Origin of the sequence: Streptomyces sp. NPDC096132 (assembly GCF_044763345.1) — a bacterium.
Taxonomy (GTDB): domain Bacteria; phylum Actinomycetota; class Actinomycetes; order Streptomycetales; family Streptomycetaceae; genus Streptomyces.
On record NZ_JBIWGA010000051.1, the window covers coordinates 1 to 17,763 of the forward strand.

At 71.8% G+C, this 17,763-nt stretch carries 15 protein-coding genes; 6 read left to right on the forward strand and 9 right to left on the reverse strand.

Translation table 11 applies throughout. The annotated features are described in order from the left end of the window. Positions 1-124 precede the first annotated feature (124 nt). On the reverse strand, positions 125-1,009 hold the full coding sequence (locus ACIRF9_RS49955; RefSeq protein ID WP_403837069.1) for an ABC transporter ATP-binding protein: 885 nt from the start codon (positions 1,007-1,009) through the stop codon (positions 125-127). After that, positions 931-2,730 carry a 2-isopropylmalate synthase gene (gene leuA / locus ACIRF9_RS49960; protein WP_403837070.1) on the reverse strand — a complete coding sequence of 600 codons (1,800 nt, stop codon included), beginning with the start codon at positions 2,728-2,730 and terminating at the stop codon, positions 931-933. Before leuA ends, ACIRF9_RS49955 begins: the two co-directional genes overlap by 79 nt. A gap of 186 nt (positions 2,731-2,916) precedes the next feature. Between leuA and ACIRF9_RS49965 the strand changes: the two genes are divergently transcribed. Next, positions 2,917-3,606: a FadR/GntR family transcriptional regulator gene (locus ACIRF9_RS49965; protein ID WP_403837071.1), complete on the forward strand. Its 690-nt coding sequence runs from the start codon at positions 2,917-2,919 to the stop codon at positions 3,604-3,606. A gap of 29 nt (positions 3,607-3,635) precedes the next feature. Then, entirely contained in the window at positions 3,636-4,439 is an 804-nt protein-coding gene (locus ACIRF9_RS49970) for a thioesterase II family protein (protein WP_403837072.1), read from the forward strand. A 168-nt stretch (positions 4,440-4,607) separates the two neighbouring features. Here ACIRF9_RS49970 and ACIRF9_RS49975 read toward each other — a convergent pair whose 3' ends face one another. Beyond that, a complete protein-coding gene (locus tag ACIRF9_RS49975) occupies positions 4,608-5,594 on the reverse strand; it encodes an NADPH:quinone reductase (RefSeq protein ID WP_403837073.1) in 987 nt (328 codons plus the stop codon). 473 nt (positions 5,595-6,067) lie between these two features. Here ACIRF9_RS49975 and ACIRF9_RS49980 point away from each other — a divergent pair, with 473 nt between their 5' ends. Next, on the forward strand, positions 6,068-7,132 hold the full coding sequence (locus tag ACIRF9_RS49980; RefSeq protein WP_403837074.1) for an IS701 family transposase: 1,065 nt from the start codon (positions 6,068-6,070) through the stop codon (positions 7,130-7,132). Between the two features lie 305 nt (positions 7,133-7,437). Here ACIRF9_RS49980 and ACIRF9_RS49985 read toward each other — a convergent pair whose 3' ends face one another. From ACIRF9_RS49985 to ACIRF9_RS50010, 6 genes are all read right to left on the reverse strand, one after another. Then, a complete protein-coding gene (locus ACIRF9_RS49985) occupies positions 7,438-9,438 on the reverse strand; it encodes an anthranilate synthase family protein (protein ID WP_403837075.1) in 2,001 nt (666 codons plus the stop codon). Continuing rightward, positions 9,435-10,064 carry an isochorismatase family protein gene (locus tag ACIRF9_RS49990; RefSeq protein ID WP_403837076.1) on the reverse strand — a complete coding sequence of 210 codons (630 nt, stop codon included), beginning with the start codon at positions 10,062-10,064 and terminating at the stop codon, positions 9,435-9,437. Before ACIRF9_RS49990 ends, ACIRF9_RS49985 begins: the two co-directional genes overlap by 4 nt. A gap of 35 nt (positions 10,065-10,099) precedes the next feature. After that, entirely contained in the window at positions 10,100-10,870 is a 771-nt protein-coding gene (locus ACIRF9_RS49995) for a 2,3-dihydro-2,3-dihydroxybenzoate dehydrogenase (protein WP_403837077.1), read from the reverse strand. 137 nt (positions 10,871-11,007) lie between these two features. Next, positions 11,008-12,180 carry a 3-deoxy-7-phosphoheptulonate synthase gene (locus ACIRF9_RS50000; RefSeq protein ID WP_403837100.1) on the reverse strand — a complete coding sequence of 391 codons (1,173 nt, stop codon included), beginning with the start codon at positions 12,178-12,180 and terminating at the stop codon, positions 11,008-11,010. A gap of 319 nt (positions 12,181-12,499) precedes the next feature. Further along, positions 12,500-14,086 (reverse strand): AMP-binding protein, encoded by a 1,587-nt coding sequence (locus ACIRF9_RS50005; RefSeq protein ID WP_403837078.1) that lies wholly within the window; start codon positions 14,084-14,086, stop codon positions 12,500-12,502. Positions 14,087-14,102: 16 nt separating this feature from the next. Beyond that, positions 14,103-14,648, reverse strand: coding sequence for an SRPBCC family protein (locus tag ACIRF9_RS50010; RefSeq protein ID WP_403837079.1), 546 nt, complete (start codon positions 14,646-14,648; stop codon positions 14,103-14,105). Between the two features lie 176 nt (positions 14,649-14,824). Here ACIRF9_RS50010 and ACIRF9_RS50015 point away from each other — a divergent pair, with 176 nt between their 5' ends. The 3 genes from ACIRF9_RS50015 to ACIRF9_RS50025 all read left to right on the forward strand — a co-directional run bounded on the left by ACIRF9_RS50015 (position 14,825) and on the right by ACIRF9_RS50025 (position 17,729). Further along, positions 14,825-15,316 carry an RrF2 family transcriptional regulator gene (locus tag ACIRF9_RS50015; protein WP_403837080.1) on the forward strand — a complete coding sequence of 164 codons (492 nt, stop codon included), beginning with the start codon at positions 14,825-14,827 and terminating at the stop codon, positions 15,314-15,316. A 74-nt stretch (positions 15,317-15,390) separates the two neighbouring features. Next, entirely contained in the window at positions 15,391-16,635 is a 1,245-nt protein-coding gene (locus ACIRF9_RS50020; protein WP_403837081.1) for an MFS transporter, read from the forward strand. Beyond that, positions 16,632-17,729: a thiamine pyrophosphate-binding protein gene (locus tag ACIRF9_RS50025; RefSeq protein ID WP_403837082.1), complete on the forward strand. Its 1,098-nt coding sequence runs from the start codon at positions 16,632-16,634 to the stop codon at positions 17,727-17,729. The genes ACIRF9_RS50020 and ACIRF9_RS50025 overlap by 4 nt, the downstream gene beginning before the upstream one ends. The last annotated feature ends 34 nt before the right edge of the window (positions 17,730-17,763 follow it).

Sequence of the window (17,763 nt, forward strand, 5' to 3'; positions counted from 1 at the left end):
GCGGGGGGGTAAACTTGCGCGGGCGCGGGGGGCCGCCCCCGGGTGGCGGGCGCCCCGGCGGGGGGGGGGGGGGTGGTGTCCCCGCGGGGGGGGGGGGGGGGGGCCCCCCACCACCGCGGACCTCTCAGCCGACGCGCGGTCCGACCGGGCCACCGGCCCGCACGCTCCACCGTCCCTCGACGCGACTGAGACGGACGGGGTGGTCGAAGCACCTGCTGACCTGGTCGCTGCTCAAGACCTCGTCAGCGGGACCCGAGGCCAGACAGCGCCCACCACGCAGCAGCATCACATGCGTCGTCCCCGGAGGAAGTTCCTCCAGATGGTGGGTGACCAGGACGGACGCGAGATCCGTACAGGTCTGCTGCAACGTGTCCAGCCGCTCGATGAGTTGCTCCCGGCCCGCGACGTCCAGACCGGTCGCGGGTTCGTCGAGCAGCAGCAGCCGTGGACTGGGCATGAGCGCCCGGGCGATCAGCGAACGCCCCCGCTCTCCCTGTGACAGGGTCGGCCACCGCGCCTGGCGACGATCACCGAGCCCGAGCAGGCCGATGAGCCGGTCGGCCGTGGCGATCTGCTCGGGCGTCGGCTCCCATCGGGGAACGCGCTCGATGGTGTTCGTGAGCCCGGTCAGGACGACGTCCCGGACCTCGAGGGACGAGCGCAGATCGTGCCGGGGGTTGACGTGGCCGACGTAGGAGCGCAGCTCGCGCATGTCCACCCGCCCCAACTGGTGACCCAGCACCTCGACGGTGCCGCGGGTGGGATGCGCGAGCGCTCCGAGCAGACCGAGCAGCGTGCTCTTGCCCGCCCCGTTGGCACCGAGCAGCGCCCAGTGCTCACCGGCGTGCACGGTCAGCGACACCTCGCTCAGGATCGCGGTGCCGTTGCGGACGACATCCACGTCCTTCACGCGGAGCACCGGAGGCGTGCTCACGAGAGGGCCCGCCCCGAGCGGTTGACGGCGGCCATGACAGCGTGGACCGAGGCGGTCAGCACGGAGGTGTCCCATCCCGCGCCCCAGCAGACGGCGCCGTCGACCCGGCACTCGGCGTAGGCGACGGCGGGGCTGCCCGGTCCGGTGGTCGTCGAGTGCTCGGTGTAGCCGAGGATGTCGACGGTGACGCCGACGGTACGGAGGGCGTCGGTGAGGGCGGAGAGCGGTCCATTGCCGGTGCCCTGGCAGGCGTGTTCCTGCCTGTCGATGTGGAGCACGCAGGTGAACCGGTGCTCGCCGGGGGCGGGTTCCGTGGCGTTCCACGAGGCGAGAACGACCGGGCCGTCCAAGGCCGGAGCGATGTAGGTGCTGCGGAAGAGCTCCCACAGTTCCTTGTGGGACAGCTCCTGACCGGAGGCGTCGGTGACGTGCTGCACCGCGCGGGAGAAGTCGGGGCGCATGGTCTGGGGCAGGTCCAGGCCATGGTGGGTGTGGAGGAGGTGGGCGATGCCGCCCTTGCCGGACTGCGAGTTGATACGGATGACTTCCTCGTACGTACGGCCGATGTCGCCCGGGTCGATGGGGAGGTACGGCACTGCCCACGCTGCCTCGTCGACCGGGGTGCCCTGCTCGGCGGCCTGCTTGGCGTGGTGGGCCATGCCCTTGGCGATGGCGTCCTGGTGGGTGCCGGAGAAGGCCGTGTGCACGAGGTCGCCGACGTACGGGTGGCGCGGGTGGACCGGCAGCCGGTTGCAGTACTCCACCACCTCGCGCACCGCGTCGATGTCGGAGAAGTCGATCATCGGGTTCACGCCCTGCGCGTACAGGTTCAGGGCGAGAGTCGCCAGGTCGACGTTCCCGGTGCGCTCACCGTTGCCGAAGAGGCAGCCCTCCACACGCTGCGCCCCCGCCAGGACCGCGAGTTCGGCGCAGGCGACGCCGGTGCCGCGGTCGTTGTGCGGGTGGACCGACAGGATCACGGAGCCACGGCGCGCCAGGTGGCGGTCCATGTACTCGATCTGGTCCGCGTACACGTTGGGGGTGGCGATCTCCACCGTGGCCGGCAGATTGTGGATCACCGGCCGGTCGGGGCTCGCCTCCCACAGCTCGGTCAGGCTGTCGCACACCTCCAGGACGAAGTCCGGCTCCGTGAGGTTGAAGACCTCTGGGGAGAACTCGAACCTGATGTCGGCACCCGGTCGTTCCTCGGCGCGGCGCATCAGGTACGTGGCGGCGTCCAGGATCAGCTCGTGCACCTCGGCGCGGGAGCGGCCGAGGACCACGTCCCGCCATGTGGGCGCGGTCGCGGTGTAGAGGTGCACCAGGGTGTGGGGGAGCCCTTCGACGGAGTCGAGGGTCCGGTCGATGAGGTCCTGGCGGGCCGCCGTGAACACGGAGACGGTCACGTCGTCGGGGACGGCGCCGCTCGTGGCCAGGTGGCGTACGAAGTCGAAGTCGGTCTGGCTGGCGGAGGGGTAACCTACCTCGATCTCCTTGAAGCCCATGGTGACCAGGAGGTCGAACATCCGGCGCTTGCGCTCGGTGTCCATCGGCTCGGCCAGCGCCTGGTTGCCGTCCCGCAGGTCGACAGGCACCCACAGAGGGGCCCGCTCGATCCGGCGCGACGGCCAGGTGCGGTCGGTCAGGGGGAGGGCGACCCGCTCGTGTGCGGACCGGTAGCGGTGATGCGGCATCGCGCTCGGGCGTTGGGGGTTCCAGCGCGGAGCGTCCGCCGGGAGGTCACCGGAGGGAGTGCGCAGGGTGGGGAACACCGTGCCCTGGGATGAGGGAGCCATCGTGCGGAACTTCTTTCAGTCGGCCATGCGATGACCGGCGCAGCCCGACACCCGCTGCGGGGTGCCGGTCGTGTCAGGCCCCGCAGCGGCAGCCGAGGAGAAGGAGCTCGTGCAGCAGCATGCGCGGTACAGTAACGACAACTCAGCTCCTCAGACAACCCGAGCGGTGTGGAAGGTGAATCCGACATGTCACTAGGTGCCTTGAGGCCGTCGCCCTTGGTCGAGCAGGCCACCGTGCGCCTGCGCGAACAGATCACCGGCGGTGAGTGGGCCGTGGGGACGAAGCTCCCCGGCGAGACCGCCCTGGCCAAGTCCCTCGGAGTGGGCCGCTCGACCGTCCGTGAAGCCCTACGCGCACTCGCCGGCGCGGGGCTGGTGCAGGCACGCCAGGGATCCGGTGTCTTCGTCATCGCGACAAGACCCAAGGAGGACTGGTCCACCCAGCTCCGCCAGGCGGCCATCACCGACGTCTACGAGGTCCGCATGCTCGTCGAGGTCGAGGCCGCGCAGTTGGCCGCGCGGCGCCGGACCGACGACGACATCGCCGCCCTCCAAGGGGCCCTGGCCAGGCGCCGGGACGCCGCGAAGGCCGACAACGCCGAGTTCGTCGAGGCCGACATCGCTCTGCACGGAGCTGTGGTCGCCGCGGCGCACAACCCGGTGCTGACCGGTTTGTTCACCGAGTTCGTCCCCGTGCTGCAACAGCGGCTGCTCGATCTGGTCGAGTTGCTCAACCTGCGCTCCGAGAACCCCAACCACGGTGACGAGGGGCACACCAAACTGGTCGACGCCATCGTGCGGTCGGACGCCGGGGCGGCCGGAGCCGCGCTGCGGGTCGAACTCACGGAGACGCTCGCCCTGCTCCACTCCCTTTGACCCCGTCGTCCTTTCGGAGAGCACTAGCCATGCTTGACGCCGAACCGTGGATACGGAGCTTTCCTGCCGCCACCACGCCCACCACGCCCACCACGCCCTGGACGGTCCTCTTCTTTCCACACTCGGGCGGTTCGGCCGGCTCCTACCGGCACCTCGCGGCGCGGGTGGCCGACATGGCGCGAACGGCGTGTGTCCAGTACCCGGGGCGCGCGGAACGAGCGCGAGAACCCCTCTTCACCGACGTTCACGTCCTGGCGGACCAGGTGGGCGAAGCGCTTGCCGCGGTACGCGAGGACGAACCGGTGATCTTCTTCGGCCACAGCCTGGGGGCGGCAGTGGCCTACGAAGTCATACGCCGCATGCCCGACCAGCGGCGGATCGTCCTCGTGGCCTCCGGGCACCCCGCCCCCTCCCGGATCGGGCTGCCCGTCCTGGACTTCGTCGGGGACGACCCGGACCACGACGACGAGCAGCTGATCGAGCTGATCGGATCACTGGGAGGCTCGGACGCCGACCTTCTGGACCATCCGGTGCTCCGCCGGGTGTTCCTGCCCGTCATACGGGGTGACCTCGTGGCGCACAGCCGCTACCGCCCCGCGGCCGACTCGATGGTCACCTGTCCCGTCATCGCCCTCATGGGTGCCGCCGATCCCCTCACCGACACGCCCGACGTACAGGCATGGGAACGGCACACGTCTGCCGGCGTGCGGGTGCATGTGCTTCCCGGGGGTCACTTCTTCACGCACCAGCACACCGGCGAAGTGGCCGACATCCTGCGCCGCGTCATGACGCCCGACGGGGGTGAGAAGGAAGGTCACGCATCTCTGGTCTGACGGTGCTCGGTGGTGGGCCGACGTGGAGCGGGGGAGAGGCGTGCCCCTGCGGACTGTGCGGCATGGCGGACGGAGGGCCGGGTGCGCGGATCAGGCCGCGATCACGGCATCGTCCCGCTCGGCATCGTGCACCTGCGGCGGGCTTGCAGAACCACTGGGTGACCGCGTTCAGTCGAGGTTCCCGACGTCGAGGACCAGGCGTCTGCCGTGCGACTCCCCCCGTTCCAGCCGCCGGTGGGCCTCGGCGGCGGCGGACAGCGGTTGGATGTCGACGGCGCGGGCCCGCAGGCGGCCCCGCGCGAGCAGCCGGTTGATGGTGCGGGCCGCCTCGGACAGCTCCGCGGCCGTGGCGTGGGAGATGGCGAAGCCGACGATGGAACCGTCCTTCATGTAGAACGGGCCGCCCGGCAGACGCGGGACGGAGTGGGCACCCGCCAGCAGCACGATCCGGCCGCGGTGGGCGAGCAACTCGACGGCGGCGGTCAGGTCGTTGCTGCCCGAGGTGTCGAGTTGGAGGTCGATGCCCTCGGGACTCAACTCCTTTATCCGTTCGGTGAGTTCCGGGTCCCGGTAGTCGAGTACGGCTTCGGCGCCGAGGTCGCGGCAGTACGCGGCGTCGCCGACCGACGCCGTGGCGATCACCCTCGCGCCGGCGTCGGCGGCGAAGCGGACGAGTGCGCTGCCGACGTTTCCGGCCGCGCCGGCCACGAGCACGGACTTTCCGGCCCGCAGCCGACCATGAGTGAACAGGGCCAGATACGCGGTGGCCGCCGGATGCACGGTGGCCACCGCTGCCACCGGATCCACCCCCTCGGGCAGGTGGTAGAGACGGTCGGCCGCCACGGCCACCTGCTCGGCGGCCGCACCCGGGCGGCCGCCGTGGCCCGCGCTGTTGCTCCACACCAGGTCGCCCTCGGTGAAGCCGGGGGTGCCCGGGCCCACGGCGGCCACCGTGCCCACCAGGTCCCGGCTGATCACGGCCGGATACTGGAGCGCCGTCCGGAACACCCCAGAACGGACGAAGGTGTCCACCGGGTTGACCGTGGTGGCCAGTACATCGACCAGCACGTCGGTCGGGCCGGCCACAGGAGGGGGCAGCTCGCCGCAGCGGATGTTCTCCGGCGGTCCCAGTTGCTCGATGAACGCTGCTCGCATGGGCCGGATGATGGCAGACACCGAGCGGCCTGCGGCCGAAACGGCTGATCGTTTGTCAACTCGGGGCAGGACAGGGGGGCGGGCCCGCACAGCGCCCCTCGTCGACCGCCGAGGGTGACCTTGCCTTGCCGGAAAGAGCTTTCCGTGTGTCACGGTAGTCGCTAAGGTAACACCTCAGAGGACCTGAGTACCTGAGTGGTTCTGGTTCACAGCACAGCGAGCAAGGCAGCGATTTCGGTCAGCCGGTCGTCCCCGCACGCGCGCCACCTGTGCCCCGGCGTGCCGCGCCACCTGGCGAGGGAGTCCGGACGGATGACGTAGGTGATGCAGGGGGAGCCATGGGCAGATCCGTTGCGTGCGAGTTCGTCGTCAGGGGAAGCGCCACGCCCCAGGAGCAGGTCCTCACCGACGTGTGTTCGGTACTGTTCGCGTCCTTGCCACGGAGCGACCAGCGCCGAAGGGGAGCCCAGTACGTGCGGGGCCTTCTTGCGGCGGAGGGCCGGAAGTCGATTCGCAGGATCGCCGCCGTGGTGGGTGGCCGGGCGACCGAGCAGAGCCTGCACCACTTCATCTCCAGCTCCACCTGGGACTGGATACCGGTCCGGCAGGCGTTGGTGCGCTACCTGGCCGGCATCGCCGCACCGCAGGCCTGGGTGGTCCGGCCGATCGTCATCCCCAAGGCCGGCGAGCACTCGGTCGGCGTCGACCGCAGGTTCGTCCCCGATCTCGGGCAGGTGCTCAACGCGCAGCACGCCGTGGGGATCTGGGCCACCGCAGAGGAGCTGAGCTTCCCGGTCACCTGGCGGCTGCACCTGGGCAGGTCCTGGCTGGACGACGCACCGCGCCGCAGCCAGGCGGCGATCCCGGAGACCGCGGGCGCTGAGACGTTGGACGACTGCGTGGTCGAGGCATTCCTGGAACTCGCGGCGGACCGGGAGCTGCCCCGGCGTCCGGTGGTGATCGACGCCCAGGAGCTGGATGCCGCTGCGCTGCTGTGGCGGTTGCGCGCGACCGGGGTCCCGTTCCTGGTCCGGGTCGCCGGCGCACTGCCGCTCACACCGGCCGAGGCGCCGCCGGCCGGGCACGGGAGCGATCCGCTGCCGGCGGATCAGCTCGCCGGTGCCGCCAGGGAGCGGCGCCGCCCGGTGGCGTGGTCCGATGACTCCGCCGGAGGGCGTCCGCGCACCCACCTCGTGGCGGCGACACCGGTCCGGCTGCCCTCTCGCGGCCGGACGGCCGCCCCGGCCACGGGGCCCGAACTGCTGCTGCTCGCTGCCGGCCCGTGCGGTCCGCGCTGGCCCACCGAGTTCTGGCTCACCGATCTGACGACCATGCCGTTGCCCTCGCTGTTCCGGCTGAGCCGTCTGATCGGGCAGGTCGACCGGGACTTCGGCGCGATCACCGAGCAGGTGGGCATCCGGGACTTCGCCGGGCGCTCCTACAACGGCTGGCACCGGCACGTCACGTTGGCGTCCGCGGCACACGCGGTGACAGCCCTGAGCGGCCACGCCCAGGTCAGGACGCGCTTCGCCTCCTGATCCCGCGCGGCCTGGTGGGGGAGCCGGAAGCCCCCGGTTCCCATGGGCCGGGGGTGCCCCGGCCCCGGCGCTGGTGGCGCACGCGGGCCGGCCGGAGCGCGAGCGGGAACTCCCGGCGGAGCCACCGGCCCGACGACGCTCCGGCTCCGCTCCGTTCACCAAAAGCTCCCGTTAGGGCCGATGTCGGCCCGGCGCCTCGGCATCGACCGGCTCGTGGCGACACCCGCGGTGTCCGCCCGGGTGCCATCGACATCATTCGCGGGACGGTACAGCGGACCCCGACGTCGTGATCTGCACCGCCGTGATCAAGCGCCGCCGGACCGCTCAGGGACGGGCGGCACCGTCAACGACCTGCCGGAGCCGGAGCCGGAGCCGAGAGCGAGGAGACCGGTCGCCGTGACCGGAGCGGTGTTGCCGTCATGGGGAGAGGCCGCAGCCATGGGCCCGTGGGTGGCCAGCACCTCGGCGATCAGGTCCGCGGTCAGCCGCACCCCGTCCCGGGTGAGCACCGACTCGGCGTGGAACTGCATCGACGCGAAATGAGGTCCGCGCAGCCCGTGCACCTCCCCTGTGCCCGGGTCCCGGCTCACCCGGACCGCACCGACGCCCGGGCAGTCCAAGGTCTCCCCGGCGCTGCGGGCGGCGAAGGTGTTGTAAAAGCCCACCCGTTCCCTGCGGCCGAAGAACTCGATCTCCCGCTGAACGCCCTGGTTCGGCACCGCACGCCGTACCACGGGCAGGCCGAGCCGCGTGGCGAGCACCTGGTGGCTCAGACAGACAGCGAGGAACGGATGCCGCTCGGCCAGCAGAGCGTCCACGGCCTCCCGTAGACGGGCGGTCTTGGGATGGCCGGTCTCGCGCGGGTCGCCGGGGCCGGGCCCCAGAACGACCAGGTCGTACGCCTGGAAGGGGCAGTCCTGGTCGTACCGGCGAACCGTGACCTCCAGACCCAGGGAGCCCAGTTGGTGCCCCATCATGAAGGTGAAGGTGTCCTCGGCGTCCACCACCAGGACGCGGCGCCCGGCCAGCGCGGCCTCGGGGCGACGCCGCTCCTGCTCGGTGATCAGCCAGAACTCGGCCAGATCGGCGTTGCGGCCCCGCAGAGCGGCCCTGACCTCGGGGTACCCGCCCAGGCCGCCCCGGTCCGTGGCCTCCAGGGCGGAGATCAGGCCCGCCGCCTTGGCCGCCGTTTCCGCCACCTCGGCGTGCGGGTCGGAGTGCCGTACCAGGGTGGCGCCCACGCCGATCCGGACCCGGCCGGCCCGGTCGATGTCGGCGGTGCGGATCAGGATGGACGAGTCGAGTGTCCGCCCGCCCGCCGCGTCACGCCCGATCAGCGCGATGACGCCGCTGTAGTAGCCCCGGCCCTGGGGCTCGTACCGGGCGATCACGCGGGCGGCGCTCTCCAGCGGGCTGCCGGTCACCGTCGGGGCGAACATGGTCTCGCGGAGGATGTCGCGCGGGTCGAGTTCGGTGCGGCCCTCGATGAAGTACTCCGTGTGCGCGAGCCGGGCCATCTCCCTCAGGTGCGGGCCGGCCACCCGGCCGCCGGCCACGCAGATCCGGGCCATCATCTTGAGTTCCTCGTCGACGACCATGTAGAGCTCTTCGGTCTCCTTGCGGTCGGCCAGGAAGTCCATCACCCCGGTCAGGGTGGGCCCCGAGGCCGGATAGCGGTACGTTCCGCTGATCGGGTTCATCACCGCCGTGCCCTCACGCACGCTGATGTGCCGCTCGGGCGTCGCCCCGACGAACGTGCGGTCCCCGGTGTGCACGACGAAGGTCCAGTAAGCACCCGACTCACGCACCATCAGCTGCTTGAAGAAGGCCAGCGCGCTGTGCACCGTGTAGTCGGTGATGTCGGCGACGAAGGACCGCCGGACGACGAAGTTGGCGCCCTTGCCGGTGCCTATCTCCTCCGTGATCACCCGCCGTACGAGCTCGGCGTAGTCGTCGTCCGCCACGTCGAAGTGCTTGCCGGTCAGCCTGACGGGGCGGTCGGGGATCCGGTCGAGCAGTTCGGGCACCGGGGCCAGGGCGTGCTGGGTGACGGTGAGCGCGATCAGTGGCTCCCCGTCGTCGGGGCTGTCGAAGCCGCGCTCCGCGATCTGCCGGTACGGGACGAGCACCAGCACCTCGTCGGCCGACGGGATCCGGTCGGTCGTGTCCGCCGTCGAGGTCTGGCCGAGGAGTACGTCCAGGCGGCCGGGACCGGTGGTCTCCGGTCGGTGCAGCAGGGCGAAGGCCGGGGGGCTCGGTGCCAGAATCCGCGCCAGCGCCTCCTGGTACCCGTGGCTCCGCGTCATCGCGCCAGGACCTCCTTCGTGGTGACGACCATGGCGCAGCGGCCCGCCGCGTACTCCAGCGTCTGCCGGTGGTGCCGCTCGGAGAAGTCCGCGACGGCATCAGCGACCAGGAAGGTCTGGATGTCCCGGGTGAAAGCGTCGACGGCGGTCATCAGGACGCCGACATGCGCGTACACACCACAGACGATCAGCTGGTCGCGGCCGTGCGCGCGCATGCGCTCCAGCAGCTCGGACCGGTGGAAGGCGCTGTACCGCCATTTGGTGAACAACCAGTCCCCGGGGGCCGGGGCGAGCGGCTCGACCACGGCCCGGTCCGCGGGGTCGACCCGCATGCCGGGACCCCAGAAGTCCCGCAGCAGGCCGCGCTCCTCGTCGGTCATGCCACCCGGCTGAGCGGTGTAGCCCACGGGCACGCCGAGCACGGTGCAGTGGCTGCGCAACGCCACGATGTTCCGCACCAGCTCCGTGCGTGGAGCCTCCTCGGGGAGCGGGGCCACGAAGTAGCGCTGCATGTCGTGGACGAGCAGGACGGCGCGCGCCGGATCCACCGCCCAGTCGGCGGTGTTGGCGGGCAGGTCGCCCGCGGTCGGCATGCGGTACGGCTCGATGGTGGGTATGCCGGCCATCGCTTCCCTTCGGTCTGGCTCGGTTCGGACGTCGGTCAGGCGCCCAGCGCCGCGCCGCCGTCGACGGTCAGGTGGCTGAGGGTGATGTGGGAGGCCTGCTCGGAGAGCAGGAAGACGACGGCGTCCGCCACGGAGGAGGGCTCGGCGATCCGGCCGAGGGGGATGCCCACCCGGAACGACTCGGGGTCGCCGTGCACGGTGGCCGTACGACCGCTCTCGTCCTGCCACATCGAGGTGAGCATCGGGGTGTCGGTGGAACCGGGGGCCACCACGTTGCAGCGGATTCCGTACCGGGCCACCTCAAGGCCCAGGCTCTTGGTGAACATGGCCGCGGCGGCCTTGGACGCCGCGTAGGCGGCCATCGCGCCGCGCGGCACATACGCCGCGTTGGACGCGATCGTGACGACGGTCCCGCGGCGGCGCCGCGCCATGCGGTCGACCACCGCCCTGGAGGTGTGGAAGACCCCGTTCACGTTGACCGCGAACGTCGTACGCCAGTCCTCGTCCGAGTAGCCGAGCACCGGGCCGAGGCGCAGCATGCCGGCCGCGTTGACCAAGTGGTCGACAGGGCCAAGCCGCTGTTCGACTTCCTCGACAGCGGCCTCGACCGCCTCGGCGTCGCTGACGTCCACCGCAACGCCGTGCGCGGTCAGGCCTTCTGTGGCGAGTCTGTCGGCCAAGTCGGCGAGGCCGTGCTGGTCCCGGTCCATGGCGGCCACGAGGATGCGGCGCTCGGCGAGGGCCCGGACCACCGCCGCGCCGATGCCTCCGGCCGCGCCGGTGACGATGGCAACCGTGTGTTCCACGTTTTTCGTTCCTCCCTGTCTGCGGGGTTCTGCGGGGTTCTGCAGGGTTCTGCGGGGGTCTGCGGGGGATCCGCGGGGCGGTGATAGGTGGCCTGCGCCGGCGCCGCCGGGGTGCGAACAGCCCGGCTCGGCCCGGCTCAGTCCTGCCAGGCGGCGACGACCGCCATGGCTTGCTCGGGGTTGAGCCTCGGATCGCAGAAGGACGTGTACTTGTCGCCGACCCGGGCGAGGTGTGCGGCGTCGGTCGCGCACTCGGTGACGTCGTCGGGTGTGGTCTCCAGGTGCAATCCGCCCGCCACGCCCCCCGCGGCGCGCACCGCGCTCCGGAAGCCCGCCACTTCGCGCAGGACGGTCTCCACCAGACGGGTCTTCAGGCCGTCGGGCGTGGTCACGGTGTTGCCGTGCAGGGGGTCGGTGAGCCAGATGACGGGGTGTCCCGCGGACCTGACCGCGCTCACCAACGAGGGCAGCCGCTCGCGGACCCGGTCCGCTCCCATCCGGGAGATCAGGGTGAGCCGGCCGGGCTCCCGGGCCGGATCGAGCCGCTCGCACAGGGCCAGCAGCTCCTCCGGGGTGGTGGTCGGGCCGACTTTGCAGGCGACGGGGTTGGCCACCGCCGCGAGCAGGGCGACGTGGGCTCCTTCGACCTGCCGGGTCCGCTCTCCGATCCACGGCCAGTGGGTGGAGGAGAGCAGCAGGCCCCCGTCCGCCGTGGGCCGGGTCTGGGGGATCTCGTAGTCGAGCAGCAGTGCCTCATGGCTGGTCCACACCTCGGGGCTGATACCGGGCCGCCGGGGCTCGCCCAGCCAGCCGAGGTGGGTCATCGCCTCGCCCGCCGCGGTGTGGCCGAGCAGCAGCCGCCGCGGATCGGGTCGTCGGCGGGCGGGGTCCGGTTCGGGGCTGTTCACCATGTGCCCGCGGAAGACGGGCAGTTCGACGTCGCCGATCACCTCGGTCGGGCGGCTGCGGGGCTTGGCGAACTGTCCGGCGATCCGGCCGACCCGCAGCACGGGCCGGTGGGTCGCCATCTTCAGGACGCCCGCGAGAACGTCCAGCAGACCGGCCTTGCGGGCGAGGGAGCCGGGTTCGCATTCGGCTGGGTCCTCGGCGCAGTCGCCTGCCTGGATCACCATCGCCTCGCCGACGGCGACCCGGGCCAGCAGGGCGCGCAGCCGGTCCACGTCGGCGGCGCCGACGAGCTGGGGGCGCCGGGCCAACTCGGCCGTGACGCGTCGGAGTTCCGACCGGTCTTCCCACACCGGCTGGTGCGGGGACGGCTTGTCGACATGGTCGTCCAGCGCAGATGTCAGCACGGTGTCCCCCCAAGGGTGGGTCGGTGAGGTGGCCCCAACATCGCCTGGGGCCCTGGGTGAGGCTCCGCCTCGGCTGCCATGCCCGGCGACGCCCGTCCCCGCACTCCGTCGGGTGCCGGGGCGCCATCAGGTCCGTCCCGCCCTGCGTCAGGGGGAGGAGCGACGCCGTCCGGACATGGGCAGTGCGCGCCGCGAGCGAGCCGCGGCCACGGGGCGGACTCCGGCGCGGCCGACCGGGATTCCGCCGGGCGGAGCCGCTCGGCCTGCGGTGCCCGGTCCGCGACCGCCCGCACCGGGACGGCACGGGCTCGGGCATCTAGCGACCCCGCATGCGGCCGGTCGGGTCGGCCGACAGCAGCCGGGCGAGTTCCAGCCGCTTGATCTTGGTGGTGGCGGTCTGCGGCAGTTCGTCGTGGCGCCACTGCACCGGGTCGCGCATGGGCGGCAGTTCGGCGGTCGCGGCGCGCCATGCGGCCGCGTCCAGCGGTGCGTCGTCCCGGGTGCACACGACGGGCACCGGGCGGCCGTCCCGGTCCGGGACGATGACCACCTCGACCAGCTCCGGCAACTGCCCGAGCAACGCGTCCTCGGCGGCCAGGGTGCTCCCGAAGCCGTCGATCAGGTCCACCTCCCGGTCGAGCAGGTGGATGCATCCCCATCTGCTGCGGTAGCCGACATCGCCCATGCGCCACCAGCCGCCGGGCGACAGCTGCAGGTCGTAACGTTCCTCCTCGCCAAGGTAGGTGACCACCCGTCCGTCGCTGCGTACCTCGATGAGGCCCGGGTTGTCGGCGGACGGGGGGCGGCCGTCCCTGCTGACCACGCGGACGTCGGTGAAGCCGGGGAAGGCGAAGCCCACGCAGCGGCCGTCGTCGTCCAGTGTGCGCCGCTGGGTGAAGCCACGGACCACCGCGGGACCCACCTCGCTCTGTCCGTACAGCTGACCGAAGACGGGCGACCGGCGGCCGGTCGCGCGGAGCAGGCGGTGCACGGTGCGTGGATGGATGGCGTCGAAGGTGCTGCTGAACAGCTTGACGTTGGACAACGGGCCGCGCGGGTCGTCCGCCAACTCCTCCCACTCGACGAACGAGTTGGGGTGCGCCTCCAGGATGCCGGGCTTGAGCCGGGCGAAGATCTCGGCGACGTGTGCGGCGTCCGCGTCACGCAGCATCATGATGGGGAAGCCCCGCCGGAGCGAGATGGCCAGCGCGGTGATCAGCCGGGAGTGCACGAAGGAGACATGCATGGCGATGGTCTCCCGGCCCCTGATCAGCGGGGCGATGACGGATGCCTGGGGACGGTAGCGCGACTGCAGGCTGAAGCCGGTGTGCACGGCCAGCTTGGGGATGCCGGTGGTGCCGGAGGTGTGGGTGATCAGCGTCGGGTGGTCGGCGGGCATGGTGACGGGGTCGACGCGGGCGGCACCCGCCAGCGAGCCCAGTGCGATGCCCGCGGGGTGGCTGCCGGAGGTGAGCAGCACCTGCTCGGCCGCGTCGGTCACGTCGCCCGGCAGTGCACGGTCGAGCTTCGCCTGGTCGGTGATGAGATGGGGCCGGCCGGTACGACGGACGAGCTCCGCGGCCGTCGCGCCGTCCAGCATCGGTGACAGCAGCACCGGCACGCCGCCGACACGGGCGATCGCGCAGGCGAGCAGCGTGATGTCGAAGCCGTCGGACTTGTGGACCACGACACGCTCGCCCGGCCGGACACCCGCCGCCCACAACCGCGAGGCGTGGTCGTCGACCAGGTCGGCGATCTCGGGGATGGTGGCACGGCGGCCCAGGTCCGGGGCGATGTCGAGGTTATGGTCCAGGAGAAGGACGTTCGACGGATGGCGGGAGGCAGCTCGTTCGAAGAGTCTGCCCAGTTGGATACCTCTGTTCCCCAAGCGTTGCAGAAGCACCTGACTGCCCTTCAATTCAGTGCTGCTCGATGACGGCCTTGATCCGCTGGAGGGTGTTCTGCAGGTCGTGCCGGAGCTTGTCGGACCATTCGGTGAAGAAGCGCTGTCTGGTCCGGTCGTCCATCTCGGCGGTGATCTCGCGGATGCCCTCGGTGGGCCGGCCCATCCGGAAGTGGTGGACGAGTCGGCTGCCTTCCGGCGTAGGAGCGATGTCGAAGCCCCAGACGCTCTCCTGGCGGCGGCCCGAGCTGTCGCGCATGGCCCACCGGAAGGTGCGGCCCGGTTCGGCGGCCACCACCTCGGCGTGCGTGGTCCACCGGCCGCGCACGACCGGTGCCCAGGCGATGACGTCCGCGTCGCGGACGTTCTCGCCCCGGAAGACGGCACCGACCGTGGCCGGACGACCGGCCACCCAGCTGCCGCCCTGGCATTCGGGACTCCATTCGCCGCTTCGCGGCAGATCGCTGATCAGCGTGTACACCTCCGCGGGGGTGGCGCGCACCATCGTTTCGGCACCGACCTGGAAGAGGGCGGCGGGTTCGGAAGTCGTCGTCTCGGCCATGGTGGGGAATCCTGGCCAGGGACCGGGAGGCGGGTCAAAGGCGTCCGGTCGGGTCTGTCAAGTCGCGGAACAATGTCATGTCGCCCCGGACACACGCTGCCTGACTCCTCGTCGGCCACTCCTGTCAGGACAGGGCCGGGTGGCGAGCAGCATTCTGGATAGGTAGTATCCAGGTTATGCGGATGGGTGAGGGCGTGGAGTGGGGGCTGCACTGCTGCCTGACGCTGGCCTGGCTCGACAAGGGGCCGGTGCCGTCGGCGAAACTCGCCGCTCTTTTCGACGTCTCACCCACGTATCTCAACAAGTGCCTCCAGCGCCTGGTCCGGGCGGGGATCCTCATCTCGACCCCCGGTCCGCGAGGCGGCGTGCAGCTCGTGCGCGCCCCGGAAGACATCACACTCATGGATGTCGTCGTCGCGCTGGAAGGACGGGACGCCCTCTTCTCCTGCACGGAGATCCGGCAGCAGGGGGCGGCAGGCGCGGAGGCCTCCGCGCGCGAGTTCGCGCACCCGTGCGGCATCGCCACCGCGATGCGCCGAGCGGAACTGGCCTGGCGGCGCGAGCTCGCCGGGCAGACCATTGCCGATCTGATGGCTGCGGCGCCGACCAGTTCCGCGCGCAGGATCCGTAACAGCTACGACCGCATCGCCGCCTGCCCCGCAAGGTGACGCAGGGGCCGACGGCCCTCGGCGTGCGCAGATCCCGCCCCTTCCTGGAGGGCCGCAGCAGAGGGAGATTCTGGATGTCTAATGTCCTGAATAAGGACGAGGGGACCAGGCCCGCAACACAGCAGACCGCTCCCGGGGAAGGTGGGCTCGCGCCCACTCTCGTCCTCGCCCTGGGCACCTTCGCGGTGGGCACGGACGCCTTCATCACTGCGGGCTTCCTCCCCTCCATGGCCCGCTCGCTGGATGTGTCCCCCTCCGCCGCAGGGCAGTCCGTCACGCTCTTCGCCGCTGCCTACGCCGTCCTCTCGCCCGTGCTCGCCACACTGACCGCGCGGCTGCCCCGGCGGGCCCTGCTCGTCGGCGCGCTCACCGTGCTGGGCCTGGCGAACCTGCTCTGCGCGCTCGCACCGAACTACCCGGTCCTGCTCGTCAGCCGAGTCATCGCCGCCGCCGGAGCCGCCGCCTACACCCCCAACGCGGGGGCGGTCGGCGCCGCGCTGGTCCGCGAGGAACTGCGCGCGCGGGCCCTGGCCGTGGTGATCGGCGGGCTGACCGTCGCCACCGCCCTCGGCGTACCGCTCGGCAACGTCGCGGCACGCTGGACGAGTTGGCGTGTCGCGTTCGCGGGCGTGACGGCGCTCTGCGTGCTGTGCGCGGTCGGTGTCGTCCTCGTCATGCCCCGACTGCCCGGAGCCGGCCGCGTACCGCTGCGCACCCGGCTGGCCGTCCTGCGCAGGCCCGGCGTGCTGGCCGTGCTGCCGCTGACCGCCCTCGGCATGGCCGCGTGCTACACCGCCTACGCCTACAGCGTCCCCGCCCTCGGGGCGGTGGGAGTGCCCGGCTCCGCCATGGTCCTGATGCTGTTCCTGTACGGACTCGGCGCCGTGGTCGGCAACCTCCTCGCCGGCCAGGCCACCGACAGGGTCGGTGCGGTCCGGGTGCTGACGGTCGGTTACGCCGTCATGGCGCTCACCTTCGCCGTGCTGGCCTGGATGGCGGCCACCTCCACCAAGGACCTCACGCCCCTGGTCGGTGTGCTCGCCTTCACCTGGGGCGCCAGCAGCTGGTGCCAGACACCACCGCAGCAGCACCGGCTGATCGCCGCCGCTCCCCAGGAGGCCCCGCTGGTGGTGTCGCTGAACTCCTCCGGCATCTACCTCGGTATCGGCCTGGGCACGGTCATCGGCGGGCTGAGCCTCTCCTCCGGCCCGGGACTCACCTACGCGCTGGGTGCCGTGCTCGCGGCGATCGCCCTGGCCTGGCTGCTGGTCACCGCCCGCGCCGCCGACTCTCGGACCCCCGGAAAGGAGGGACGATGACCCTGCTGGACACGACCGCCGAGGCGGCTCCCGAAGCCGTCCCCGAACCCGTCGGCCGACCGGTCACCGGCGCGCAATGCCTGATGCACGCGCTGGAGGCGGCGGGCACCGACATCGTCTTCGGCATGCCGGGCGGCGCGATCCTGCCCGCCTACGACGCGCTGTTCGACGCCTCGGCCATCCGGCACGTGCTGGTCCGGCACGAGCAGGGCGCCGGCCACGCGGCCGCCGGATACGCCCTGGCCACCGGCCGGGTCGGGGTGTGTATGGCCACCTCCGGCCCCGGAGCGACCAACCTGGTCACGGCGATCGCCGACGCCCACGCCAGAAGCGTGCCAATGGTGGCGATCACAGGTCAGGTCCCGAGCGGTCTCCTCGGTACCCACGCCTTCCAGGAAGTCGACATCTGCGGCGTCACACGGCCGATCACCCGGCACAGCTTCCTGGTCACCGACGCGAACGACATCGTGGACCGGGTGCTGGACGCCTTCCAGCTGGCCCACGAGGATCCCGGACCGGTGCTGGTGGACATCACCAAGGACGCGCTCCAGCAGCGGGTGACCGCGGTCGGCATTCGGTACACCCCGCCGGCCCCGCGTCCCGGTCTCGCCCCCGCCGCGCCCGCAGCCTGGGCCGCTGACCACACGGGTGCCCGGCTGACACCGGAGGCGGTGACGGCTGCCCTGGCGCGCACCGCCGAGCGGCCCACCGCGTATGTGGTCGGGCCCGGCGGCCACGCACGGTGGGCAGAGGAGCGCCTCGGTCCGGTGGCGGGACCGACCGGCTACGCCGTCCCGGCGGCCCTGGGTGCCGCCTTCGGCCGTCCCGATCTGACGGTCTGGGCGGTCACCGGCGAGGACTGCTTCCTGGCCACCGGGCGGGAGTTGACCACCGGGGCACTGAACGGCGTCCCCCTGAGGGTCGGCGTCCTGCGCCGCGACGCCGACCGTCCGCGAGCGGATCCGGTGGGTCTGGCCGAGTCGATGGGCTGCGTCGGCCTGCGCTGCACCACCCCGACCGAGCTGGACGCGGCGATCCGGCACTGCGAAGCCGTACGGGACCGGCCGGTGCTGCTGGACGTCGTCCTCCCTTGACAGGCACGGCCGGCCGAGCGGGGCCCGGGCCCAT